This is a genomic window from Corynebacterium sp. HMSC22B11 (assembly GCF_001815965.1).
In the GTDB taxonomy this organism is placed as follows: Bacteria; Actinomycetota; Actinomycetes; order Mycobacteriales; family Mycobacteriaceae; genus Corynebacterium.
The window spans coordinates 79,532-104,003 of the sequence record NZ_KV823484.1 but is presented as its reverse complement, the minus strand read 5'-3'; the positions used below and the strand labels follow the sequence as shown (position 1 = coordinate 104,003).

The following is a 24,472-nucleotide window of genomic DNA, read 5'->3' as shown; positions in this document are numbered from 1 at the left end:
CCTACCAAGCCCCGGCTACTGCTGCGGAGCGCCCTCGAGGATGGCGCGCGCAGCGGATACCCCCAGGCGGGTCGCCCCCGCCTCGATCATGGCCACGGCCTGCTCCCAGGTACGGATGCCGCCGGAGGCCTTGATCCCCACCTGACCGCGCTTGCCCATCCGATCCAGCTCATCGGCCATAATCCGCACGGCCTCGACGCTGGCGCCACCCGCCGGGTGGAATCCGGTGGAGGTCTTCACGAAATCCGCCCCAGCCCGGACGGCCGAACGCACCGCCGCGCGCAGCTGCTCCTCGGAAAGCACCGCGGACTCCAGGATCACCTTCAGCACCGCCGGTGCTGGTATCGCCTCGCGCACGGCCATGATCTCCGAGAGCATGGCATTCTCGTCGGCGGCCAGAGCATTGGCCACGTCGATCACCATGTCCACCTCATCGGCGCCCTGCTCCACCGAAAAGCGGGCCTCGGTGGCCTTGATGAGGCTCTGGTGCTTGCCGGAGGGGAATCCCGCCACCGTGGCCACCCGCAGCCCGGGGTAATCCCCCGAGATCGGCAGCATGGACGGGGATACACACACCGCGCCACAGCCAAGTTCCTGGGCCTCGCGGAGCAGCGCCCGCACGTCCTCGCGGCTGGCGTCGGTGGCCAGCAGGGTGGCGTCCATAATCTGGGCGACCGACTCGCGGCTCGGGACCACCGGCCCGGAAGAGTTCTGGGAAGCAGCCACGGCTACCACGCCCCAGAGGCGTTATCGAGGACGTCGCGGATCGCCGGGCGGACGTCCTGCCAGTAGATACCGACGATCACCGCACCGATGATCCACAGCGGGAAGGCACCGCCGCCGAAGATGCCGAACAGGCCCGTCAGCGCCGCACCACCCCCGAGCAGCAGCCAGTTCTGCTTCTTGCGGTTGATGACATCGAAGGCGTCATCGCGGGTCATTGCCACCTGGGCAGCGGCAGCAACCCCCAGGATCAGAACGATCACGGACAGGGACAAATACAGGTAGCCAGCCACCTTGAAGCCGATGAGTAGTGCGGGATTCATCATGGCCTCATCCTAATGCACTCCCCGGACACGTAGCGGGAGCGGCAGGCCACGGACCCTGCCGCTAGAAGAGCCAGCCGATCAGCTGCGCCAGCGAGTAGATAGCCAACCCCGCCAGGGAGCCCACGACGGTGCCGTTGACGCGGATGAACTGCAGGTCCTTACCCACCATCAGCTCGATGCGGTCACTGGCCTCCTCAGCATCCCACCGCTCCACGGTCTCGCCGATGATGCTGGTGACCTCGCCCGCGTAGTTCTCCGCCAGGTAGGACGCCGCCCCCACCAGCCGGTCTTCGAGGTTTTCTCGCAGCTGTGGTTCCGCGAGCACCCGGTTGGCGAATTCGGTGACCCAGGCCGCGATGCGGGTGCGCAGCATGGAGTCTGGGTCCTCGGCCTGCTCTGCGAGCACGTGCCGGGTGTTCTCCCACAAGGTCGCCGGGAGGGCGGTGATGGGCCCGGAGTTGAGGATGTCTTCCTTGATGTTCTCCATGCGTTGGATCATCACCGGGTCGTGCTGAAGGTCGCGGGCCAGACCCGCGATGAAGCTGCGGAACTGCTGGCGGGCCTCGTGGTTCGGGTTGGCCCGCACCGCAGCGGTGAAGTCCACGACCTCGCGGTAGACGCGGTCGCCGACGAGCTCGCGAACGAAGCGGGGCGCCCAGCGCGGGGTGCGCTCGTCGATGAGGTTGACGATGAAGTCCTCCGACTCGCGGGCCTTATCGTCCATCCAGATGACGGCCGCGTCCACCAGTGGCTCGGTGCGCCCTTCGTCGATGAGCTGCTGTAGGCCGCGCCCCGTCGGTGGACCCCACTGTGGTTCGCGGAGGCGGTCGATGACCATCACGCGTAGGACGGCCTCGACCTCCTGGGCGTTCACCCCGTTGACCGTCAGCCGGATCAGCTTGCCGATCTCCCGGCTGATGACCTGGTCCCCCTCGGATTCCACAACCCACTTGGCTGCCCGTGTAGGCAGGTGAGCGGCGCGCAGCTTCTCGGAGATCAGGGTGGCGTTGAGGAAGTTCTCGCCGACGAACTCCGACAGCGAGTGGCCGACCTGGTCCTTCTTCCGTTTGATGATCGCGGTGTGCGGGATCGGCAGGCCCAGTGGGTGGCGGAAGAGTGCGGTGACGGCGAACCAGTCCGCGATGCCACCCACCATGCCGGCCTCGGCGGCGGCCTGGACGTAGCCGACCCAGGCCGGGGCATTGCCGCCGTGATCCACGATGCGGCAGATTGCGAAGACGATCGCCGCGAAGATCAGCAGACCCGAGGCGATGTCCTTGTGCTTGCGCAGGTCGTGGCGCCGCTGGGCCTCGGACTCCGGGGAGGGGCCGGGCACTGGCAGGCTGCTGCTTGCTGGGGCGGGGTTATCAATGCTGCGATGGCTCACCCCACCAGTATCGCAGCTTTGGGCCTTCGGCGGTCCCCTCGCCCCGGCCGACACGCGCCACACCCCCACTCCGATTGACTGCCCCCGGTGCGGAGAACGAGCTGCCTAATCTCACCCGCATCTTCCCCGGGGTCGATGCACTGGCCAGGTCTCGTGCTCCGCGGCATGACCGGGAACGGCATGCAAAAAAGGCCACCCCGGTCGCCGTCCTTAATGACGGGGACCGGGGTGGCCTCAAGTACTAGCTTTGCGGGCTGCGTTGGAGGTGCGTGCCCTGCGCGTTCATTACGCGCTCGCTAGCCAAGTTCTAGTGGATGCGACCACTGCGCTTGACGTACTCGCGGTAGTTCGCACGGCCGATGTGGACCATGGCGAAGCCACCGAAGAGGAAGAGCGCAGCACCGATCAGACCTGCGATAACGAACCCGGTTGCATTGTCGCTACCGGCTGCACCAGCCAGGCCGTAGATCGCCATGCCGAAGAAGGCCAGGGAGCTCAGGATGGAGCCCATTGCGACCCAGGTGATAGAGCGGTGCAGAGAAGAGTGCGGCGCATCGTAGCTCGACGGGACGAAGCCGTCCTCGTAGTAACGCTCCATGTGGAGGTTTTCAGCGAGAGCCATTTCTTTCCTACTTTCCGGAAAACCTGTATGTATCTACAGCTTAACCTAGTCGTCCTTACCGCGGAAGGCAGCGCGTGCGCGCTCCTTCGTGATCGCGGCAACGGCGGTCAGCGGGATGCCAGCTGGGCAGACGTCCGCGCACTCGCCGTACAGGGAGCAGTGACCGAAGTTGGTCTCCACCTCGTCGACCATGGCGCGGGCGCGCTTGCCGCGCTCCTCGCGACCCATCGGGGACAGGGTGAGGTGAACCAGCTTCGCGCCGGTGAACAGGTGAGCAGCACCGTTCGGGCACGCTGCGACACAGGCACCGCAGCCGATGCAGGCCGCGTGGTCCAGAGCCTTCTCCGCGTCGGAGTGGTTGACCAGCAGGTCGTCGGCGTCCGGTGCGGTACCAGCCTGGACGGAGACGAAGCCGCCCTTCTCCATGACGCGGTCCAGTGCGGAACGGTCGACGACCATGTCCTTGATGACCGGGTAGGCAGCGGAGCGCAGCGGCTCGAGCTTGATGGTGTCGCCATCGTTGAAGGAAACCAGGCGCTGCTGGCAGGCAGGCTTGTTCTGGTCTGGGCCGTGCGGACGGTCGTTCACCATCAGGCCACAGGTACCACAGATACCCTCGCGGCAGTCAGAGGCGAAGGCGAAGGGCTCCTTGCCAGCCTCGACGTACATGGTGTTGACGTGGTCCAGCAGCTCCAGGATGGACATCTGTTCTGCGGCGTCGTCAACCTTGACGGACTCGAAGTGGCCTTCGGCGTTCGGGCCCGCCTGACGCCAAATTTCAAGATTCAGCTTCATTACTTGTAATTCCTTGTCATCAGCGGGATTCGATCGAAGTACAGCGGCTCGGAGTGGCGGATGAACTTCTCATCGCCGTTCGACTCCCAAGCGGAGACGAAGCACCAGTTGTCATCGTCACGCTCGGCCTCACCGTCCTCGGAGAGGTGGTCATCGCGGTAGTGGGCACCGCAGGACTCGTCGCGGTCCAGTGCGTCGACGCACATGAGCTCGCCGAGATCCAGGTAGTCGGCCACGCGCAGTGCGTACTCCAGCTCCTGGTTCATCTCGTTGGCCTCGCCCGGGACGTGGACGTTGGCCCAGAATTCCTTGCGCAGTGCGCGGATCTTCTCGATGCCGTCCTTCATGTCCTCGACGTTGCGGGACACGCCACAGGAGAAGTACAGGATCTCACCGAGCTGACGGTGGTAGTGGGCCGCGCCGTGTGGCTCCTCGCCACGGATGTTCATGATCCGGTCGATGCGCTTCTGAGAGCGTTCCAGGGCCTCCTGTGCGGCCGGGGAGTCCTCAGCCGAGACCTCCTCGCCCAGCAGCGGTGCCAGGTAGTTCGGGATCGTGAACGGCAGGGTGAACCAGCCCTCGACGGAGGAGGAGAGCAGGGAGTTAGCGCCCAGTCGGTTTGCACCGTGGTACATCCAGGAAGCCTCGCCGGAGCAGAAGAGCCCAGGAATGGAGGTCATCTCGTGGAAGTCGGTCCACAGGCCACCCATGGTGTAGTGGCAGGTCGGGGCGATGCGCATCGGGGTCTCGTACGCGGACTCACCGATGGCCTCCTCGTACATCTGAATCAGGTTGCCGTAGCGCTCGCGGATGGTGTCCTTTCCGAGGCGCTTGATGGCGTCACCCAGGTCCAGGTAGACGGAGTTCTTCTTCGGGCCAACGCCGTAGCCAGCGTTGATCTGCTGGGCGTTCGCGCGGGACGCGATGTCTCGCGGGACCAGGTTGCCGAATGCCGGGTAACGACGCTCCAGGAAGTAGTCGCGCTCGTCGTCCGGAATGTTGTTCGGGTCGCGGTCGTCGTCCTTCTTCTTCGGGGTCCAGATGCGGCCGTCGTTACGCAGGGACTCGGACATCAGGATGGTCTTGGACTGCCAGTCCGAGTTGACCGGCAGGCCGGTCGGGTGGAACTGCACGAAGGACGGGGACGCCATGTAGGCACCCTGGTCGTAGGCGCGCATGATGGCGGAAACGTTGGAGTTCTTCGCCAGGGTGGACATGTGGTACACGTTGCCGTAACCACCGGTGGCCAGCACGGTTGCGTGGCCGGTGTGAGCGGTCAGCTCACCGGTGATCAGGTTGCGCATCACGACACCCTTACAGACGCCGTCCTCGACGATGACGTCCTGCATGTCTGCGTGGGTGAAGATCTCCACGTTGCCGGCGCCGATCTGGCGGTACAGCGCGGAGGTCGTCGCCAGCTGCAGCTGCTGACCCGTTTGACCACGGGTGTAGTAGGTGCGGGAAACCTGCACGCCACCGAAGGAACGGGTTGCCAGGGTGCCGCCGTACTCGCGGGAGAACGGTGCGCCGATGGCGTTCATGTGGTCGATGACCTTCGGGGACTCCATGGCCAGGCGCCAGCAGTCGTTCTCGCGGCAGCGGTAGTCGCCACCCTTGACCGTGTCCTTGGTGTGGAGGTAGGTCGAGTCGTTATCCAGCTTCTTACCGCGGGAGGAGTTCACACCACCCTGCGCAGCAATGGAGTGCGCGCGGCGTGGGGAATCGTGGTACGTGAAGACCTTCACGTCGTAGCCCAGCTCGCCGAGGGCTGCAGCGGCAGCGCCACCGGCCAGGCCGGTACCGACGATCAGGACGCGGAACTTGTTGCGGTTCAGCGGGGACACCAGGCCGAAGTGGTCCTTGGCGTAGGTCCACTGCTGATCCTGGCCGACCTCGTGCGGGGCGTTGTCCTTCAGAACCTTGCCGACGGTCACGCCGTCGACGGAGGACTCAGGCGCGGTGAAAGCTGCGACTGCCTCGTCGTAGTTGAAATCCGCAGTTTGGTTGTGCGGGTGATTAATAACATCGCTCATAGCCGTTTACTCCTTAACAGACTCGCGAGCTTAAACGCCTGGGACGAATGGCACTTGCTCAATGCCCCCGAACAGCACAGCCAGTGGGATAGAGATATTGCCGATGAGGATCAGGGCCGGGACCAGGTAGGAGATCCACAGGATCACCTGGCGCCAGCGGTGGCCGGTGATACCCAGGTCCGAGGATGCGGTCCAGATGCCGTGAGACAGGTGGGCGAACAGGATGAACATCGCGACGATGTAGATGATCGCCACTGCCGGGCGCTCGAAGGAGGCCACGAGGTTCTGGTAGGCGGCGTGGTTGCCGTCAACAGCCTCGGTGAACTCGCTGGATGCAGCCGGCTGGACACCCAGGGTCAGGTCCAGGATGTGGAAGATGATGAACAGCAGCAGCACGATACCGGTGACCGGCATGGTGCGTGCAGAGAAGGTATTCCAGTTGCTGACCATGCCCTTACGGCGGAAGCGGCCGCGGGACTGGTGGCTGCGGCCGATCAGTGCGAACGCAAACCACACGTGCAGCACGATTGCCACGAGCAGCACGATGCGGAAGATCCACAGCAGGCCGCCCTCAGGCAGGATCGGCGAACCGACCTCGCGGAGGAAGTCCGCGTAAGTATTGAAGCCCTCAGCGCCGGTGTATACCTTCAGGTTTCCGAGCATGTGGACCAGAACAAACAGGCCGAAGATGATGCCAGTGATGGCCATCGTCAGCTTCATAACCCAGGTTGGGATGCCCGGCTTTTCGCGCAGGGCTTTCGTCGTTATTTTCCCGTGGACAAGGGCGTCCCGGTTTTCGTCATTCTTTACAGTCATGGCACCTCCAGTGTCGTAATAACTCTACGAGCTTGGAGACCTTGGTCACTAACTGTCATGGTCCACCCTGGGCTTTTACACCCTATTTAGGGCAAAATCACAGGAAGCGCACCTATTGCGCAACAACTTCGTTGCGTAAATACCCTCAAATCACACCAGTCGCAACAGCCACAAAACTCCCCGCCCCGGTGGCATCGAGGTCACCGGGGCGGGGAGAAGAATGGAAAAATCCGCACCTAGCCGGCCGCGAGAACCGTCTCCCCCACGACAACCTGCGACTCACCGGTGATCCGAACCTCCTGACCCAGCACCGTGACCACGCCGGCGTCCTTCCCCCGAACGGAAACCAGCTCCACCTCACCCGGGCGAACCGTCACGCGAACCTGGACATCCCGAATGGTGACGTTGTAGCTGAGGTGCTCCCAGCCCTCTGGCAAGCGGGGATCAATGGTGAACTCCCCCTCGTGATCGCGCAGACCACCGAAGCCATAGGTCAGCGCAGTCCACACCCCACCGCAGGAGGCGATATGCACGCCGTCAGCGGTATTGCCATGCATATCCGCCAGGTCCACAAACAGCCCGCGGTGGAAGAACTCCAACGCCTTATCCGCATAACCAAGCTCCGCGGCCATGATGGACTGCACCACCGCCGACAGGGTGGAGTCCCCCGTCGTCAACAGGTCGTAGTAATCATAGTCAGCCCGCTTGACCTCCTGGGAGAATCGCTTCCCCTGCAGGAACAGAGCCAGCACCACGTCCGCCTGCTTCAGGATCTGATAGCGGTAAATCGTCAGCGGGTGATAGTGCAGCAGCAGGGGGCGCTTCGGCTCACCGTTCGGGTCGTCCAAGTCCCAGATCTGGCGGTTGAGGAAGAAATCATCCTGCGGATTGATCCCCAGCTCCTCGTTGAAGGGGATGTACATCTGCTCTGCGGCCAGCTCCCAGCGGTCCAGCTCGGCATCGTTGAGCTTGTGCTGAGCAGCCAGGTCCGCGTAGTCATCCGGCCGCTCGGCGCGCATCGTCTTGAGCACCTTCGCAGCCATGCGCAGGTTATATTGCGCCATCACGTTGGTGTAGAGGTTGTTATTCACCACCGTGGTGTACTCATCCGGGCCGGTGACCGCGTGGATCTCAAAGCGATCCTGCGCGGAGTTAAAGAAGCCGATGGATACCCAGAACCGGGCCGTACCCAGCAAGATCTCCACGCCCTCACGCATGAGGAATTCCTTATCCCCGGTGGCGTAGAAGTACTTCATCAGCGCGAAGGCCACGTCCGCGTCGATATGATACTGCGCCGTGCCCGCGGCGTAGTACGCGGAGGACTCGTGCCCGTTAATCGTGCGCCACGGGAAGAGCACGCCGTCGTGGGAAAGCTCCAGGGCACGCTCGTGCGCGGAGGGCAGCATCTCGTAGCGGAAGCGCAGCGCATTGCGGGCGTAATTCGAGTTCGTGTAGCTGAGGAACGGCATCACGTAGATCTCCGTGTCCCAGAAGTAGTGCCCGCCGTAGCCGGCACCGGTCAGTCCCTTGGCGGGAACACCGGTGGTCTCGGCCCGCGCGGAGGCCTGGATCAGCTGGAAGATGCACCAGCGGGCCGCCTGCTGCAGCTCTGGCTGGCCACCGATGCGCACGTCCGAGCGCTCCCAGAATGCGCCCAGCCACTCGCGCTGATTTTCCACCAAGCTGCTGTAGCCCACCTGCTTCGCCCGGTTGATCGTACGGTCGCAGCGGAAGGCCAGCTCCTTCGGTGCCACGTGGCGGGAGGAGTGGTAGCTAACGAACTTCTCCAGACGCAGGTGGCAGCCCTTCGCGCCGTTGATGTGGTAGACGACGCTGGCGACGTCCTCCGCGACCTCCGTTGTGACCTCGACGTCGCCGGAGTCCGCGGTCGCCGGATTGTCCACACGCAGCTCGTGGTCCATGGAAGCGGCGACCGTCATTCCGGAGTGGTTGACCTGGTAGCCCAGGGTCGCGCGCTCCGGTTCGGGCTGGGACTGGTACTTCGGGATCAGGACGCGCTCGTCGAAGGTGGAGCCCTTCCGCGGGTCCAGCTCCCCATCCTGGACGGCGACGGGGCCGTTGTTATCCGGGAACTCGCCCTCGCCGTCCTGGCGGTTGAGCAGCTGGGAGGAGACGACGACGGCGGCGTCCGAATCCAGCAGCTCCACTTCGAGCGCCATGATCGCGAGGTGACGTTCCTGGAAGCTGACCATGCGCTCGGTGGTCACGCGCACACGCTTGCCGCCGGGGGTGCGCCAGATCATGCTGCGCCGCAGCACGCCGTCGCGGAAGTCGAGGGTGCGGCTGTACTCACTGATATCCGCGTTGCCGAGGCGCAACGGCTCGTCGTCGATGTACAGGCGCATTGCCTTCGCGTCCGGGACGTCGATGATGGACTGCCCATCGCGGGCCAGGCCGTAGGCGTCCTCGGCGTGGGTGATCTTCCAGTTCTCGTAGACACCATTGATATAGGTGCCGTGGACGGCGGAATCGCGGCCCTCCGGCGGGTTGCCGCGCATGCCGAGGTAGCCGTTGGACTGCGCAAAGAGCGCCTCGGCGACACCCAGGTCGGTGCGGTTGGGTTTGGTTTCCGCCCAGCCCCACTCCCAGACGGGGTTATTATCGCGGTCGATCAGCTCCAATGGGTCGACGCCGTGGTGGTGGCGGTCCGCCCGGTAGCCCTCGGTGGCCAAGTCCGCACCGTCGATCGGCCGGTTCGGCCCCTGTGCGCCACCGTTGCGCTTGGCGGCGAGGAAGGCTTGGAGCTGTGCGTTTCCGGTTTGAGAAGCTGAGGTCATTGTGTCCCACATGTTGAGGTTTTCTTCTGAGCCGCGCACAGTCTAGCGGGCGGGTTGCACTACCCCGAATCGCGGGCTCGGGTTGTCACGTTGCTGGCTCGTGCGGTTGCACGGCGGCTCTTTTGTGCGGCCGCAAAAGGCAGTGCAGCAAGCGCTGTGGCGCTATCGCGGGGCTAGCCCACGAAGTCCGCGAGGTCGGCGACCACGGTGTCCGCCCCGGCGTCGAGCAGTTCCTGGTCGCCTGCTCCCCGGTCCACCCCCACGACGAGGCCGAACTTGCCGTTACGCCCGGAGGCCACCCCGCTGAGAGCGTCCTCCACCACCACGGCCTTCTCGGCGGGAACACCCAACCACGTGGCCGCGTGCAGGTAGGTATCTGGGGCGGGCTTGCCGGGCAGCTCGAGTTCCGCGCCGACCAGGCCGTCCACGACCAGCTCGAAGCGGTCGAGCAGGGCCGCCGCCTCGAGCACGGGGCGCGCATTCTTGGAGGAGGAGACGATCGCCAGCCGGGGCGGGGTCGCGCCCCCCTTCGGCGCAGCCAGGCTGTCGAGGAGCTGGACACTGCCTGGGTAGGCCGCGATGCCCTGGCCCAGCAGTCGGAGGAACTCGGCGTTCTTACGTTCGCCCAGCCCGTAGACGGTGTTCTCGGCCGCCGTATCCTCCTCGCTACCGGCGGGTAGGTCGATCCCGCGGGAGTGCAGCAGCGCGGCGATGCCCTCGGTTCGTGGTCTGCCGTCGAGGTAGTCGTAGTAGTCCTGGTCGGTGTATTCGGCCACGCTCTGCCCACCGGCGCCGAGTTCGCGGAAGTACTCGGTGAACATGTGGGCCCAGGCCTCGCGGTGGAGGTCGGCGGTGGGGGTGATTACGCCGTCGAGGTCGAAGAGGATCGCGCCGTACTGCCACAGATCGGGCAGGCACAGGTCGGGCAGGTCTGCGCCTGCGCTGCCGCTCCCCTGCCCGCTTGTCGACGTCTCGGGCTGTCGCTTGTTCACGTTCCCAGGGTTCATGCTGCCGATAGTACGTTTCCCACTGCGGCTTGTGGCCGGGACCGCCTTCTCGCTCTTGGCACCTCCACCGGCCAACCCCAGCGCCGCCACCCCCTCACCCCGATCACCTCGCCCCCATCCCTTCAATGAAAAACGGGGCGGGCACACCGTTGTGGTGTGTCCGCCCCGTTGACCTACTCACCGCCCCGCTCAAGAGCGCTGGCGAGAGTCGGCAGCCGTGTTAGGCGATGCCGTTCTTAGCCTTGAACTCCAAACGACGTGCGTGCAGGATCGGCTCGGTGTAACCAGCCGGCTGCTCCAGCCCCTTAAACACCAGGTCCTTAGCAGCCTGGAAAGCCACAGACTCGTCGAAGTCCGGCGCCATGTTGCGGTAGGCAGCATCCCCAGCGTTCTGCTGGTCAACCTTCGCAGCCATGCGCTGCAGCGAGTCCAGAACCTGCTCCTCGGTCACCACACCGTGCTTCAGCCAATTAGCCAGGTGCTGGGAGTTAATGCGGCAGGTCGCGCGGTCCTCCATCAGATCAATGTCGTGGATATCCGGAATCTTGGAGCAACCAACACCCTGCTCCACCCAGCGGACCACATAGCCCAGGATGGACTGGGAGTTATTGTCGATCTCCTCGGCGATCTCCTCAGCAGACCAATCAGCGGACTCCGCCACCGGCAGGGTCAGGATGTCGCCCAAGGTCTCGCGACGACCCTCGGTGCGCAGCTTGTCCTGCACCTGGAAGACATCCACCTCGTGGTAGTGGGTCGCGTGCAGCGTCGCACCAGTCGGGGACGGAACCCACGCGGTGGATGCACCCTCCTTCGGCTGACCAATCTTCTGGGCCAACATATCCGCCATCAGGTCGGTCTTGGCCCACATGCCCTTACCGATCTGCGCCTTGCCCGGCAGACCATGCTCCAGGCCAGCGTCGACATTGTTGTCCTCATAAGCGATCTTCCACGGCGCGGTCTGCAGCTCCGCCTTGCGAACCATCGGGCCGGCCAGCATCGAGGTGTGGATCTCATCACCGGTGCGGTCCAGGAAGCCGGTGTTAATGAATGCCAGGCGCTCCTTAACCTCGGCGATGCAGGCATCCAGGTTGGCGGTGGTGCGACGCTCCTCATCCATCACACCGACCTTCAGGGTGAAGCGAGGCAGGTCCAGCAGGTCCTCCACGGCTGCGAACAGCTCGTTGGTGAAGGCAACCTCCTCCGGGCCGTGCTGCTTCGGCTTCACGATGTAGATGGAGCCGGTACGGGAGTTACGCAGCGGGTTGTTCTCATCCAGACCCGGGATCGCAGCAGCCGAAGTAATAACGGCATCCATGATGCCCTCGAAGATCTCCTCACCATTGGCATCCAGGATCGCCGGGTTCTGCATCAGGTGGCCGACGTTACGGACGAACAGCAGAGAGCGGCCCTGCAGGCGCAGCTCGGAGCCGTCTTTGTCGGTGTAGTAGCGGTCCTCGTTGAGGGTACGGGAGAAGGTCTTGCCGTTCTTCTCGACTTCCTCGGAGAGGTCGCCGACGTTCAGGCCGAGCCAGTTGCGGTAGCCCAGGGTCTTGTCGGTGGCGTCGACGGCTGCGACGGAGTCCTCGAAGTCCATGATGGTGGTGATGGCTGACTCCATGAGGATGTCCTTCACGCCAGCCTTGTCGGTCTTGCCGATCGGGGACTCCGGATCGATCTGGATCTCGAAGTACAGGCCGTTGTTGCGGACCAGGATGCCGGACGGGTTGGACTCCTCGCCGGCGTAGCCCGCGTAGACCTCCGGGTTGCGCAGGTGCACATCGTTGCCGTCGATGGTGGCGGTCAGCTGGCCGGACTCGACGGCGTACTTGGTGACGTCCTTGTGGGAGCCGGACTCCAGCGGGATGACGCGGTCCAGGAACTCACGACCCCACTCGATGACCTTGTCGCCACGGACCTTGTTATAGCTGCTGCCCTTCTCCTGGCCGTTCTCCTCGGAGATGGCATCGGTGCCGTAGAGGGCATCGTACAGGGAGCCCCAGCGAGCGTTCGCCGCATTCAGGGCGAAGCGGGCGTTGAGAATCGGGACGACCAGCTGCGGGCCGGCGGTCTCTGCGATCTCGCTATCGATGTTCTGGGTCGCGATCTCGAACTCGCCTGGCTCGTCGACCAGGTAACCGATCTCGCGGAGGAATGCTTCGTATTCCTTCGGATCCTGAGCGCCCTTGTGGTCGGTGTACCACTGGTCGAGCTTGGCCTGCAGCTCATCGCGCTTGGCCAGCAGCTCCTTGTTGCGCGGGGTGAACTTCTCGACGATCTCGCCGAAGCCATCCCAGAACTTCTTCTGGTTATCCTCGCCGGACTTACCAGCCTTCGGAAGAACCTCGTTATTCACGAAGTCATAGAGAACCTTGGCGACCTGGAGGCCACCAGCGCTGACGCGTTCGGTCTGCTGAGTCTGGGCCATATTCGACTCCTTTATGTTGCGGTTTCCCATGTGTAGTACCCCTCCCACATTAGGTGACCTCGATCACGAAAGAGGCAAACCGGCCCACGAGCGAACAGCGACTACCCCCGTTCGCTGGCGAAAAGCAAAATTTTTCGTTGAACAATATCCCGAGTTACCCCCGGATGAAAGATCTCAACGCCCCGCATCACCCCTGCACGAGAGACAAATCACACCACAACGGGAAAAATCTGAACAGATCGAACTTTGCAAACTTTGCAAAAAGGGCGAGTACCCCCACACAATTCACTCGCTCGCACCCCGTTGACGTGCAGGAATGCTTTGGTAGAGTGGCCTGTGACACACAAGGTCGAGCCCTTCAACCAGGTTTTACACCGGGATTATCGGCCCGACTTGAGCGTCGTACGGCCTCAGAGGTTCGTACTGTTAGGCACAATTCTCCACCAACAAAGGGAGTGACATCACATGTCGACTGTCGGAACTCCACGTACCGCAGCTGAAATCCAGAAGGACTGGGACGAGAACCCGCGCTGGGCACAGGTCAAGCGTGACTACACCGCTGAGCAGGTTGCAGAGCTCCAGGGCAACGTCCTCGAGGAGCACACCCTCGCACGCCGCGGCGCTGAGATCCTCTGGGAGGCCGTCAACAAGGGCGACGACTCCTACATCAACGCTCTGGGCGCACTGACCGGTAACCAGGCTGTCCAGCAGGTCCGCGCTGGCCTGAAGGCTGTCTACCTCTCCGGTTGGCAGGTCGCAGGTGACGCCAACCTCTCTGGCCACACCTACCCGGACCAGTCCCTGTACCCGGCAAACTCCGTGCCGAACGTTGTTCAGCGCATCAACAACGCTCTGATGCGTGCCGACGAGATCGCTCGCGTCGAGGGCGACGACTCCGTCGAGAACTGGCTCGTCCCGATCGTCGCTGACGGTGAGGCCGGCTTCGGTGGCGCTCTGAACGTCTACGAGCTGCAGAAGGCCATGATCAAGGCTGGCGCCGCTGGCTCCCACTGGGAGGACCAGCTCGCTTCCGAGAAGAAGTGTGGCCACCTGGGCGGCAAGGTCCTGATCCCGACCCAGCAGCACGTTCGTACCCTGAACGCTGCTCGTCTGGCAGCTGACGTTGCTAACACCCCGACCCTGGTCGTCGCACGTACCGACGCCGAGGCTGCAACCCTGCTGACCTCCGACGTCGATGACCGCGACAAGCCGTTCCTGACCGGTGGCCGTACCGCTGAGGGCTTCTACAACGTCCAGAACGGCATCGAGCCATGCATCGCTCGTGCGAAGGCATACGCTCCGTACGCTGACCTCATCTGGATGGAGACCGGCACCCCGGACCTCGAGCTGGCTAAGAAGTTCGCCGAGGCAGTCCGCGAGGAGTACCCAGACCAGCTGCTGGCCTACAACTGCTCCCCGTCCTTCAACTGGTCCGCACACCTCGAGGCAGACGAGATCGCCAAGTTCCAGAACGAGCTGGGCGCAATGGGCTTCAAGTTCCAGTTCATCACCCTGGCTGGCTTCCACGCCCTGAACTACTCCATGTTCGACCTGGCTTACGGCTACGCTCGCGAGCAGATGACCGCATTCGTCGACCTGCAGAACCGCGAGTTCAAGGCTGCCGAGGAGCGCGGCTTCACCGCCGTCAAGCACCAGCGCGAGGTCGGTGCAGGCTACTTCGACGCCATCGCAACCACCGTCGACCCGAACTCCTCCACCACCGCTCTGAAGGGCTCCACCGAGGAGGGCCAGTTCTAATTAAGGAACTGACCGCCTAGCGCACCGGCCACCACGCACCACAACAACGGTCGCGCGCTAGCACCACCCAGCCGGGTGGGAACCACATCACTGTGGCTTCCCACCCGGCTTCGTGTTTTCCGCTAGCCTCCGCCATTACGAAGCCCAAACACCCAGCTCGACCCCGAAGGGAAGCCATGAGCCCCGCCGAACGCCCGTTCCTCGACAAGACCCACCCCGAGACTTATAAGGCACTCGCAGGCGTGACCCGCCACGTCCGACGTGCAGAACGCGCAGCGGGCCTCAGCCGCGCACTCACCGAGCTGGTCAACGTGCGCGTCTCCCAGCTCAACGGCTGCCCCGCCTGCCTGAGTGTGCACGTCCCCGCCGCCCGGCGCGCGGGTGTATCCGAGCTCAAACTAGACCTCCTGCCCAGCTGGCAGGACGCCGAGATCTACACCGAGGAAGAACGCATCGCCCTCGAGCTCGCCGAGGCGTTGACCATCGGCCGCAGCACCACCGGAACAATCAGCGGCCCGGAGCTGGTGGACGTCCAGAACCGGGCGCTACGCACCCTGGATGAGGAGAAGTTCACCGCCCTAGAGTGGGCGATCATCACGATCAACGCCTTCAACCGCGTCTCCATCGCCAGCGGCCACCCGCCCCACGAGGCCAATTACTCCTAAGGCGTGCCCCTCGCACAACGGCGAACCCAACCGTGCAATAAGAAATGGGCGCCCCACCCCGGGGCGCCCATCACTTTTTCTCGCTGCTAGCTGCAGCGCACGATCGGCTGCGGATCGTAGACCGTGGTCTGCGTCTCGCGCTTGATCTCCTTGCCGCGCAGGTCCTTAATCACGCGAGTGTCCGTGACCGTGAATCCCGGCGCGCCACCCGACGGGATGCACTTATCGCCCTTGCCCTTGCGGACCTCCGGCTTCGTGGGGTTGGTGCGGGAGCCCGCGATGGAATCCACCTCAACCTGCTTCACGCCGCGCATCCGCACGGTCACGCTATCCGAGCCCGCCGATGCCTCGATCAGCACCGGGGTGTCGAACGGGTTCTTGAACTGCAGGTCGATCGCGCCCTCGAAGACCGTGGCCTCGCGGCCGGCCGGGTAGCGGGAGATGTAGTAGGAGTGCGGCGTGTGAGCCACGTCCTCCATGCCCGCGAAGTAGGAGGCGTTGTACAGCGTGGTGGCGAACTGGGAAATGCCGCCGCCCACGGCCTCGCCGGCCTGGCCGTCAATGATGATGCCGGACTCCACGAAGCCCTGCTCCTTGCCGCGTGGGCCGGTGTGGCCGTTCAGGCTGAAGGTCTCACCCGGCAGGACGATAGCCCCGTCGACCATCTCCGCGACACGGCGGATATTCACACCAGAGGAGGCGCTGAAGCCGTGGGTGGTGAAGCTACTGACCACGTCGTCGAAGTGGGCCTTCTCGGCTTCCTCGGTCGTGTACTCGGCCTTCTTGTCCTCGTAGAAGACCTTGTGCTCGCGGTGCTTTGTATCCAGCACCTTCTTGTTCAGGTCGCCCAGGGTCTTGTCCCACTCGATCTCCACGCCGTCCTGGTGCGGGATGACCTCAATGTCGCGGCCCTTGAAGTTGAAGCCCGCATTGCGGAACTCCACCTCGGTCTCCGCGAGCTGCGGCTGCAGGATCTTCTTCGCCGCCTCAGTGGAGTACACCGGCTCGAAGGTGCCGTCGCCCGGTTCCTTGCCTGGTTTCTCGTTGAAGCTGACGACGTGCGCCATGTCCTCCGCCCGCAGGGTGCCGTCCACGTTATCCCTTCCCTTGAAGACGACGTCGCTGCTGGTAGCCGGCTTGATGACCTTCTCCACCATCTCTTCCGCCGCGGACTTCGGGATGTTGGACTCCACGACGTCCGCGTCAACGTGCACGGTGCGGTCCTTGTTCAGCCAGTGTTCCCGGATCCGCGCGTCGACCAGGTCTCGGTTGACGGTCTGCCCCGGCTTATCGGCGACAACCTTCGGCTTGCCCTTCTCCGTGATGGAGACGTGCGCGTTCTCTGGCTCGCGAGTGAGCTCATCGGTGACGCGTCGCAGGGTCGTCGCGAGTGGTCCCTCGTGGAACTGGGAGACGATGCCGACCTCGCGGGTCTGGAAGAAGCTGCGGATGCGAGTGATCGGGTTCAGCGGCTGCTGCCCAGCCTGGTCGACGGTCTTGGACCAGTCGACCTGCAGGCCGGAGTCGCGCGGGTCGACGATGCTGGACATGTTACCCGCGTTGACGGTGACCGGCTGGCGCACGACGTCGCCGAGGTTGTTGACGAGGCGCTGTTCCGCCTGGTCCTTCGGCAGCCCGCCGATGTCCACCCCACCCACGGTCACGCCGCGGGGCACCTTGCCCTCGCTCATAGCGTAGTCCACTCCGTAGAGGACCCCGCCGAGGCCGAGGAGAACAAGGAGTCCCCAGACAAACAGGGGCCAGCGGCGGCGCTTGTGGCGCGGCTTTACAGTCTTCTTTTTCGCAGCTGCCGCCATGACGGCGCACCTTCCTAGTTCGATTCCTGAAAAGGCAAGGCGCGGTTCCATCCAGCGTGTGAAGATGCCCGCGCCCAGCAATAAGGCACAGTCTATAGGCCGACCAGCGTTTCTAGGAACTTTCTCAGGTCTTTAGCTTCCGCGCAGGCGGTGGGCGCTCAGGCCATCGACGGCCTTAGTTTTCCGTTTCTTCCGCAGGCGGGGCGAGACGTTCGGCGCTGCGCTGGGCTTGTTCGGGCGCGATCTCCCCGTTGCGGATCGCCTCGGTGACCGCGCTAATGAGCTCGGGAAGGTCGAAGGCACCGGCGGCTGTCAGCCCCTGGTCAGCTCCCGCGGATAGCGCCGCGACGACGGCCTCTGCGCCTGGGTAGCGGTCGGTGATCGCGCGCATCCCGGTGAGGTCGTCGGTGTAGACGACCCCCTGGTAGCCGCCGAAGCCCTCCCAGCCCTTGCGGAGCAGCCCATAGGTGGCTGGGCTGACAGAGGCCGGCTCGTCGGGGTTCAGCCCCGGCGCCTGGACGTGCCCCATCATCACCTCGACCCCCGGGATCTCCAACAGCTCGGCGAAAGGCTTCAGGTCAGCCTGCTTGAGCTGTTCCACCGGCGGGACGAAGACCTCACCGGTGTGGGAATCCCCGTTGGCGTGGCCATGACCCGGGAAGTGCTTGAGCACCGGGGTGATGCCAGCATCCAGGAGGCCCTCCACGTAGGCGCGGGCGTAGCGGGCGACGACCTGTGGATCGGACCCGAAGGAACGCGAGCCGATCGCGTTGTCCTCGATATTCTCGCCGCCAGCCAGGTCGATGGAGGGGGCGAAGTCCACGGTGAATCCCAGCTCGGCCATCTTCCGGCCGTGCTCCGCCATCATGCCCCGCACCTGCTCAGGGGTCATGGTGCGGGCCATGTCCCGGGGCGCGGGCAGGGTGCCGATCAGCTCGGAGAGCCGCTGGACCATCCCGCCCTCCTCGTCGACGGATACCCGCAGCGGCTCCCCCGCCCGGCGCTGCAGCGCGGCGATGCTCCGCTCGGGGTCACCCTGTCCGTTGAGCATGCTGAAGTCCGAGCCGGTGCCGAAGAAGAGGTGCCGCACCCCGGCGTCCACGGCCGCCCGCGCGCTCTCGAAGTCCGTCACCCCGACCGCGAGGAGTTTCGGTGCGAGTTCCTCGGCCGGCACCTGTGGTGCCGGCGGCGTGGTCTCTGGGGTGCTGGCCGGGGGAGTCGTCGTCATAGAAGAAGACGAGGCGGAAGTAAGAGCTGCGTCCTCCTCCCCGGAAGAACAGCCGGCAGCCAGGCTTAGGCCAGCGACCAGGACAGCAGCGGCGGCGGGACGCGCCGTCCTACTGCGGGAACGGGGAAGAAGGCAAAGACGGGAAGTCATCATTCCAACGTACTAACCTGGGGAGAAGAGCAACAAGTGCTGGCATGAAGCCGGCAAACCCAAAACGAGGAAGGCACACCGTGACTGATCCCGCCCAGACCGCCCAGGATGCATCCGCCCCCGCCCCACAGCCAGAGGCGCAGGAAGGCAGCACCGGCAGCCTGAAGGGCGATACCGTCCTCATTGCCTACGACGGCGGCGAGCAGGCCAAGGCGGCCATCGAATACGCCGGGCGATTCCTGTCCGCGAACAACGCCTACATCCTCACCGTGTGGGAGCCCATCCACCGCCAGGCCGCCCGCGCCGCGGGGATGAGCGGGATGATGCAGCACGATTGGTCGGTGGATTCGCCGGAGGAAAACGAGAACGAGGACCCCGCATATACCGAGGCTGTGGCCACCTGCCGCGAAGGTGTGGAGTTTGCTCGCAAAAACGGCTTTGCCACCGAACCCTTTTTGGTAGAGTCTGAAACAGCCATCTGGAGCGCCATCGTCGACGCTGCAGAAGAGCTCGATGTAGACATCATCGTCACTGGTTCCCGGGCGCTCAGCGGGTGGAAGTCCATCCTGCAGTCCAGCGTCTCCGACAGCATCGTGAAGAATGCTGGTCGGCCAGTGCTTATCGTCCCGGCAGCCGAGGACGATTAAGGACTTGGGGTTCACCACTACATAAGTCCACAACACCCAGCGCCACTCCTCTCCGGTTGGGGAGGTGGGGCACCACGACGAAGCAATTTAAGGATTCCCATGCCATTCGAGAACGACTCCGCACCACGCCGCACCGCCGGCCCGGCCATCGCCGCCATCGTTTCGGGCGCCATCCTCGGTGGCCTCGTCGCTTTTGGCGCCGGCGCTGCCGCCGATAACACGAGCCTGCCTTCCGCAGAGGCTGTGGCCGTCGACCAGGACAGCGCGTTCCTGGGTGCCGTGCAGTACGGCGGCCGCGTCGAGAGCTAGCTCAACGCTGCACACTCTCCGCTAGGTGAAGGCCCCCGTCCACTCGAGCATGCGCAGCCGCGCGTGGCTGTTGTGCGCCATCGGGTGGCTCGCCTTCGCCTTTCTCCAAGCCCCTGGGCTATCGGTCGCTGATACCAAGCTCGACCTGATTCAGAACCCCTGGGGCTTTCTTTCGCAAGCGCTCCAGCCGTGGACTGAGGTTTTCCCGCTGGGGCAGCTACAGAACCAGGCCTACGGGTATCTCTTCCCGCACGGCCTGTTTTTTGCGCTCTTTTCCTGGCTGCCCGCCTGGGTCACCCAGCGCCTGTGGTGGGCGTTGCTGCTGTTCCTGGCCTTCGCGGGGATGGTCCGGCTGCTGGAGAAGCTACCGGTCGGAAACAACTTCTCCCGCATCGTGGCCGGCGTGCTCTTCGCGCTCTCTCCCCGGGTGCTCACCACCTTGGGAGCGATCTCTTCCGAGGCCTGGGTGTGCGCGCTGGCGCCGTGGGTTCTCCTGCCGCTCGTCGACGTGCTGCGGCCGCGGGCTGGGGCCCGCGATGATGCCGCCGCGGGCCCCGCTGACCGTGCCCTGAGCTCCGAGGACAAGGTTCTGCTGCGCCGGGCTGCGCTGCGCAGCGCGGTGGCGGCCCTGTGCATGGGTGCGGTCAACGCGGTGGCGACCGCCGTGGCCATCCTGCCGGCGGTGATCTTCTGGCTCGCCGCCTGGCTGCGCCGCGACACCCGGGGGCAGGTGGCCTACTTCAGCCGCTGGTGGGTGCCCGCTGGGCTGGCCGTCTGCTTCTGGTGGGTCGGCCCGCTGCTGATCCTGGGCCGCTACTCCCCACCCTTCACGGACTACATCGAGTCCAGTTCGCTGACCACCCGCTGGCTGAACCTGCTGGAGAACCTGCGGGGCACAACCAGCTGGGTTCCCTTTCTCTCCTCCGAGCGCGTAGCTGGCGCTGCCCTGGTCAGCGAGCCGGTATTCATCCTTGCCACCCTCGCGGTGGCGCTGCTCGGTTTGTGGGGGCTTGCCCGGCGCGATCTTCCAGCCGCCGGGGTGTGGCTGAGCATGCTGGGCGTGGGGCTGGCTGCGCTCGGGGTCGCGGTGGACCCCTTCTCCCTGCTCTCCGGCGGAGCGCGTTCCTTCCTCGACGGCGCTGGTGCCGCGCTGCGCAACCTGCACAAATTCGACGTCCTGGTGCGACTGCCGCTGATGGTCGGCGTGGCCCACGCATTGGCCCACGTGCGGGTCCCCGGCCGAGACCGGGCGGGGATGCAGCAGTGGCGCCACCCGGAGAAGAACCCCCGTGTGGTGAAGGTGTCCGCTGCCGTACTTCTGACCGTGCTGGCCACCGCCCCCGGCTGGTCCGGCCGGATCGCCCCAGCCGACGGTTTCCGTGGCGTGCCGCAGTACTGGCGGGCCGCCGCGGACTGGCTGAATGAGAACAGTACCCAGCCGGAAGACGGGCGCGTCATGCTGCTCCCGCAGGCGCGTTTTGGGCGCCAGACCTGGGGCAATACTCGCGACGAACCCGCCCAGCCACTGCTGGATGTGCCGTGGGTGGTGCGCGACTCCGTGCCGCTCGTGCAGCCGGATGCCATCCGCGGGCTGGACGGCATTCAGCGCGAGGTTCACTCCGGGCAACCGCTGCCCACCCTGGCTGCGACCCTGCGTTCCCAGGGAGTGGGCCACGTGCTGGTGCGCACGGACCTGACGGTGGCCGCGGACACCCCGGGAGCTCATTCGGTGCTGCGCACGCTGCGGCGCTCGGGTGGCTTCCGCGAGGTCGCGACCTTCGGGGACGAGCAGGCCCCCGAGGTTCGCATCTTCGCCGTTACCCCCGACCAAGCTGGCGGGGATGCGCCCCAACCGGCCGGTGGGCTGCGGGAGATCGACGCCGAGCAGGTGGAGATCGTCTATGCAGGCCCCGAGGCCCTGCCCCGGCTGGATGCTGCCGACCGCGCCCTGGGCCGCACCGATGCTCCTCGCGTGCGGGCGCTCCACCAGCAGCTCGCTGGCAGCGGCACGGGCGCGGATGCCTTCGCCGATCGCGGCCCGCAGACCCTCACCGATACGCCCGCCCGGCGCGATCACAACTACGGCAATGTGACCAACGCGGATTCCGAAATCCGCGCCCCCAAGGATTCGACCCGGGTGCTCAACCCGGTGCGGGATTACCCGCTGAGCAGCGTGGCGGAGGGCGCGGATCCGGCGAACCACGACGAGCACCCGCTGACTGAGGTGCGCGCCTCCGGGGGCACGGTCCGGGCGAGCAGCACCGCGGCAGATCCCACGGGCTTCGGTGGGGCCGATACCCGCCGTTCGCTCACCGCGGCGGTGGATGGCAACCCAGATACTGCCTGGTACCCCAGCCCGGGGCGCGCGATCGGCCAGTACCTGGAACTGGAGCTGGACGAGCCACACCGGGGTCTCAGCGTCTCCCTGCTCACCCAGGGCTCGGACGCGCGCATCCACGCGGAGAGCTTCCGCAGCGATGCCGGGGATAGCCCGCTGGGAAGCACAACAGTGACGGTCAAGGCCGGCGAGGCCACGCGCATCGCGATCCCGGGCGGCAGGGGCGATCGGGTGCGCCTCCAGCTGCTGGGCAGCTTCTCGGACGTGGGCTTCTCGGAGGTCGACGTCTTCGCCACGGACGGCGGCGGGGCGGCCCAGGATGTCACGCCCCGGCGGGTGCCCACCGTCCCGGCGCTAGACGGTTCCTCGGCGCGCTACCTCAACCGCTTCGTCTTCGGCCAGGAGGTCCCGGAGCACTCCATGGTGCGGGAGTTCACGGTGCCGGAGCACCTCGCGGGCCAGGAGCTGGTGCTCCACACCGCCGGCTGCGAGAATTCATCGTCGCGCGCGGAGTCTGCGGTCGTCAACGTCGACGGGGAGGATTACCGCTGCGGGGAGAAGCTCTCTCTTTCGGAAGGACGTCACCGCCTGGCCACGACGGCGCGCTGGGCCGCCCTCTCCGTGGCTGAACCGCTGTACGCGGAGGCGGTTTCCGAGGCTCCCGCGGCCGATGCTCTGCCGGTGGTCTCCCAGGACGGTGGCTCTGGCGGTGACGACCGCTTCCACCTGGGGTATTCCTCGGAGCAGCGGGTGGTGTTCCTGCCCTCCAACGCCAACCCGGGCCGGGTGGCCACCCTGCACGTGGCGGATCCCGAGGGTTCCCGCGAGATTCGCCTACACCCGATGGTGATCAACGGCTGGCAGCAGGGCTGGGTGGTTCCCGCAGGTGTGAGCGGCACGATCGCGCTCAGCTTCGCGGCCACCGGTTTTTACCAGGCCTGGCTGGCTGCGGGTCTGGTGCTGGCTCTCGCGGTCGTACTGGCCTGGGCGCTGGCGGAGCGGCGCGCTCGCCGGCTGGGCAGCCGGGCGGGCATCCCAGCAGCGCTTGGGGCGTCGGCACATTCGAGCGAGGTCACCGCGGCGACCGACGAGGTATCCACTGAGCCCGCCGACGAGGCTCAGGTCGAGGCCAGCGCCGCAGCCCACAGCGCCACCCCGCTCAACCGGGCCCAGCGCGGCGCGGCGCTGCTCGCCACCGTGGCCCTGGCGTTCCTGCTGGCCGGCATCCCGGGCCTGGTGCTCGCGGTGGTGCTGGCCCTCCTGCAGCTGGTGTTCGCCCGGCCTGGCATCCAGCGGTGGGCCGAGCAGCACCCCGTCCTCCGGTCCCTGCCGACCGGGGGCGTGCTGCGCATCGTCGCCGGCTCGGGCGCGTTCCTGGCAGCCGTGCTCGCGGCGCAGGGCCCGTGGACCGGTCGCCACTACGCCGGGGACTCCTGGGTGGTTCAGCTGGCGCTGCTGGCGGTTGTGCTCGCCGTGTACTTCGCCCACATCTTGTTGATCCCCACCCGGGCGGGCTCCTCCACCAAGGCATAGCTCAGCGCGGCGACCGGCACGGTCAGCACGAAGGTCGCGATCATCACGATCACCGTGTGGACGTGATTGCCGCTAAACATCGGGACCCCCAGCAGCGGGAAGACCACTGAGAGGATCGCGATGTGCCAGAGGAAGATCGCATAGGACCAGCGCCCCAGCGCCTGCATCGGCGCGGACTCCAGGAATGCCGAGCGTGGCGCCAACGCATAGGGGGTAATCAGAGCGGCGGCGAAGACCGTGCCATAAATCGTGCGGCGCGCGAACTCAGCCGGGGTGGCCTGCACCAGCCCCTGCGGGCCATCTACGGCCGCGACCACCAGGGCCGCCAGTGCGATCAGCCAGAACAGCGGCCGCAGCCGGTACAGTGCCGCCACCAACCGACGGCTGCGCTCCGGGTTGCCCAGCACCCAGGCCTCCGCCTCCGCGGAGAGGAACCCGATCGCGAACCAGGCCGCGAACGCCGGGGGCATCGTGTGCGGGTTCACCCGCCCCGGCTCCAGTTCCCCGGTGAAGGGCGGCAGGAAGGCCCAGTAGTAGCTGATGAGCCCGAGCGTGGCGATGACGAGCACCCGGCGCCAGCGGGGCTGTTTCCCAATCAGCAGGGCGATCAGCGGGAGCACGAGGTAGAAGGTCAGCTCGACGGACAGCGACCACAGGTGCGTCATGCCACCGACCAGGCCGTCGGCGAAGTAGACCTGCGCCATGAGCAGGTTCTCCACGATCTGCTTGGCTGAGGGGTTATCGGCGACCGGCAGGAAGAGGAAGACGAAGAGCATCATCACCCAGGCGGCCGGCATGATGCGCCCCAGGCGCTTGACGTAGTAGCTGGCCACGCTCCGCCGGTTGCGGAATTGCACGTGCTGGCGGCGCCACAGCAGGAAGCCGGAGAGGGCGAAGAACACGGGCACGAAGAAGTCCGTGCGCGCCATGATCTGGTTGATCAGCGAGCCAGTGTCCGTGCCGGTCTGGAAGGCCACGTGGGTGATGATGATCCCCGAACACGCGATCGCGCGGAGCCCCTCCAGGGAGGGCAGGAAGGGGGTCTTGGGGTGGGCCGTCGTCGACGCTGAACCGGTTCCCGACGGTGCCACGGTT

General features: G+C 65.4%; 18 protein-coding genes. 5 read left to right on the top strand and 13 right to left on the bottom strand.

What is annotated here, in order from left to right:
• Positions 1–15 precede the first annotated feature (15 nt).
• The 10 genes from deoC to HMPREF3088_RS03975 form a co-directional block, all read right to left on the bottom strand.
• Positions 16–663 (bottom strand): deoxyribose-phosphate aldolase, encoded by a 648-nt coding sequence (deoC, locus tag HMPREF3088_RS04020; protein ID WP_246818042.1) that lies wholly within the window; start codon positions 661–663, stop codon positions 16–18.
• A gap of 65 nt (positions 664–728) precedes the next feature.
• Positions 729–1,049 (bottom strand): DUF2516 family protein, encoded by a 321-nt coding sequence (locus tag HMPREF3088_RS04015; RefSeq protein ID WP_070758545.1) that lies wholly within the window; start codon positions 1,047–1,049, stop codon positions 729–731.
• A gap of 61 nt (positions 1,050–1,110) precedes the next feature.
• Positions 1,111–2,436 carry a DUF445 domain-containing protein gene (locus tag HMPREF3088_RS04010; RefSeq protein WP_070758544.1) on the bottom strand — a complete coding sequence of 442 codons (1,326 nt, stop codon included), beginning with the start codon at positions 2,434–2,436 and terminating at the stop codon, positions 1,111–1,113.
• A gap of 307 nt (positions 2,437–2,743) precedes the next feature.
• Positions 2,744–3,058 (bottom strand): hypothetical protein, encoded by a 315-nt coding sequence (locus HMPREF3088_RS04005; protein ID WP_070758543.1) that lies wholly within the window; start codon positions 3,056–3,058, stop codon positions 2,744–2,746.
• A 45-nt stretch (positions 3,059–3,103) separates the two neighbouring features.
• Positions 3,104–3,853: a succinate dehydrogenase/fumarate reductase iron-sulfur subunit gene (locus tag HMPREF3088_RS04000; RefSeq protein ID WP_012359469.1), complete on the bottom strand. Its 750-nt coding sequence runs from the start codon at positions 3,851–3,853 to the stop codon at positions 3,104–3,106.
• The gene (locus HMPREF3088_RS03995) at positions 3,853–5,886 is read right to left on the bottom strand and encodes a fumarate reductase/succinate dehydrogenase flavoprotein subunit (protein WP_070758542.1); all 2,034 of its coding nucleotides are present in this window, start codon (positions 5,884–5,886) and stop codon (positions 3,853–3,855) included. The genes HMPREF3088_RS04000 and HMPREF3088_RS03995 overlap by 1 nt, the downstream gene beginning before the upstream one ends.
• A gap of 30 nt (positions 5,887–5,916) precedes the next feature.
• Positions 5,917–6,702, bottom strand: coding sequence for a succinate dehydrogenase cytochrome b subunit (locus tag HMPREF3088_RS03990; protein ID WP_012359467.1), 786 nt, complete (start codon positions 6,700–6,702; stop codon positions 5,917–5,919).
• Between the two features lie 236 nt (positions 6,703–6,938).
• The gene (locus tag HMPREF3088_RS03985) at positions 6,939–9,500 is read right to left on the bottom strand and encodes a glycoside hydrolase family 65 protein (RefSeq protein WP_070758541.1); all 2,562 of its coding nucleotides are present in this window, start codon (positions 9,498–9,500) and stop codon (positions 6,939–6,941) included.
• Between the two features lie 173 nt (positions 9,501–9,673).
• Positions 9,674–10,507, bottom strand: coding sequence for an HAD family hydrolase (locus HMPREF3088_RS03980; protein WP_246818038.1), 834 nt, complete (start codon positions 10,505–10,507; stop codon positions 9,674–9,676).
• A gap of 220 nt (positions 10,508–10,727) precedes the next feature.
• Positions 10,728–12,932, bottom strand: coding sequence for a malate synthase G (locus tag HMPREF3088_RS03975; protein ID WP_070758540.1), 2,205 nt, complete (start codon positions 12,930–12,932; stop codon positions 10,728–10,730).
• 465 nt (positions 12,933–13,397) lie between these two features.
• Here HMPREF3088_RS03975 and aceA point away from each other — a divergent pair, with 465 nt between their 5' ends.
• A complete protein-coding gene (aceA, locus tag HMPREF3088_RS03970; protein WP_070758539.1) occupies positions 13,398–14,690 on the top strand; it encodes an isocitrate lyase in 1,293 nt (430 codons plus the stop codon).
• 176 nt (positions 14,691–14,866) lie between these two features.
• Positions 14,867–15,355: a carboxymuconolactone decarboxylase family protein gene (locus HMPREF3088_RS03965; protein ID WP_070758538.1), complete on the top strand. Its 489-nt coding sequence runs from the start codon at positions 14,867–14,869 to the stop codon at positions 15,353–15,355.
• 86 nt (positions 15,356–15,441) lie between these two features.
• Here HMPREF3088_RS03965 and HMPREF3088_RS03960 read toward each other — a convergent pair whose 3' ends face one another.
• Entirely contained in the window at positions 15,442–17,172 is a 1,731-nt protein-coding gene (locus HMPREF3088_RS03960) for a VanW family protein (protein ID WP_070758537.1), read from the bottom strand.
• A 175-nt stretch (positions 17,173–17,347) separates the two neighbouring features.
• Positions 17,348–18,553: a glycoside hydrolase family 3 N-terminal domain-containing protein gene (locus HMPREF3088_RS03955; RefSeq protein ID WP_070758536.1), complete on the bottom strand. Its 1,206-nt coding sequence runs from the start codon at positions 18,551–18,553 to the stop codon at positions 17,348–17,350.
• Positions 18,554–18,594: 41 nt separating this feature from the next.
• Between HMPREF3088_RS03955 and HMPREF3088_RS03950 the strand changes: the two genes are divergently transcribed.
• The 3 genes from HMPREF3088_RS03950 (at position 18,595) to HMPREF3088_RS03940 (ending at position 23,377) form a co-directional block, all read left to right on the top strand.
• Entirely contained in the window at positions 18,595–19,197 is a 603-nt protein-coding gene (locus HMPREF3088_RS03950) for a universal stress protein (RefSeq protein ID WP_012359453.1), read from the top strand.
• 99 nt (positions 19,198–19,296) lie between these two features.
• Complete coding sequence (locus tag HMPREF3088_RS03945; protein ID WP_012359452.1) at positions 19,297–19,506, top strand: DUF2613 domain-containing protein; 210 nt, start codon at positions 19,297–19,299, stop codon at positions 19,504–19,506.
• 25 nt (positions 19,507–19,531) lie between these two features.
• Entirely contained in the window at positions 19,532–23,377 is a 3,846-nt protein-coding gene (locus HMPREF3088_RS03940) for a DUF3367 domain-containing protein (protein ID WP_246818036.1), read from the top strand.
• Here the strand turns inward: HMPREF3088_RS03940 and HMPREF3088_RS03935 are convergent.
• A complete protein-coding gene (locus HMPREF3088_RS03935; protein WP_246818035.1) occupies positions 23,287–24,468 on the bottom strand; it encodes an acyltransferase family protein in 1,182 nt (393 codons plus the stop codon). The two genes, HMPREF3088_RS03940 and HMPREF3088_RS03935, sit on opposite strands and share 91 nt — an antisense overlap.
• Between the last annotated feature and the right edge of the window lie 4 nt (positions 24,469–24,472).

Coding starts and splice junctions, on each gene's coding strand:
- deoC (WP_246818042.1), bottom strand. CDS start 663: ATGGACGCCACCCTGCTGGCCACCGACGCCAGCCGCGAGGACGTGCGG.
- HMPREF3088_RS04015 (WP_070758545.1), bottom strand. CDS start 1,049: ATGATGAATCCCGCACTACTCATCGGCTTCAAGGTGGCTGGCTACCTG.
- HMPREF3088_RS04005 (WP_070758543.1), bottom strand. CDS start 3,058: ATGGCTCTCGCTGAAAACCTCCACATGGAGCGTTACTACGAGGACGGC.
- HMPREF3088_RS04000 (WP_012359469.1), bottom strand. CDS start 3,853: ATGAAGCTGAATCTTGAAATTTGGCGTCAGGCGGGCCCGAACGCCGAA.
- HMPREF3088_RS03995 (WP_070758542.1), bottom strand. CDS start 5,886: ATGAGCGATGTTATTAATCACCCGCACAACCAAACTGCGGATTTCAAC.
- HMPREF3088_RS03990 (WP_012359467.1), bottom strand. CDS start 6,702: ATGACTGTAAAGAATGACGAAAACCGGGACGCCCTTGTCCACGGGAAA.
- HMPREF3088_RS03985 (WP_070758541.1), bottom strand. CDS start 9,500: ATGACCTCAGCTTCTCAAACCGGAAACGCACAGCTCCAAGCCTTCCTC.
- HMPREF3088_RS03980 (WP_246818038.1), bottom strand. CDS start 10,507: ATGAACCCTGGGAACGTGAACAAGCGACAGCCCGAGACGTCGACAAGC.
- HMPREF3088_RS03975 (WP_070758540.1), bottom strand. CDS start 12,932: ATGGCCCAGACTCAGCAGACCGAACGCGTCAGCGCTGGTGGCCTCCAG.
- aceA (WP_070758539.1), top strand. CDS start 13,398: ATGTCGACTGTCGGAACTCCACGTACCGCAGCTGAAATCCAGAAGGAC.
- HMPREF3088_RS03965 (WP_070758538.1), top strand. CDS start 14,867: ATGAGCCCCGCCGAACGCCCGTTCCTCGACAAGACCCACCCCGAGACT.
- HMPREF3088_RS03960 (WP_070758537.1), bottom strand. CDS start 17,172: ATGGCGGCAGCTGCGAAAAAGAAGACTGTAAAGCCGCGCCACAAGCGC.
- HMPREF3088_RS03955 (WP_070758536.1), bottom strand. CDS start 18,553: ATGATGACTTCCCGTCTTTGCCTTCTTCCCCGTTCCCGCAGTAGGACG.
- HMPREF3088_RS03950 (WP_012359453.1), top strand. CDS start 18,595: ATGAAGCCGGCAAACCCAAAACGAGGAAGGCACACCGTGACTGATCCC.
- HMPREF3088_RS03945 (WP_012359452.1), top strand. CDS start 19,297: ATGCCATTCGAGAACGACTCCGCACCACGCCGCACCGCCGGCCCGGCC.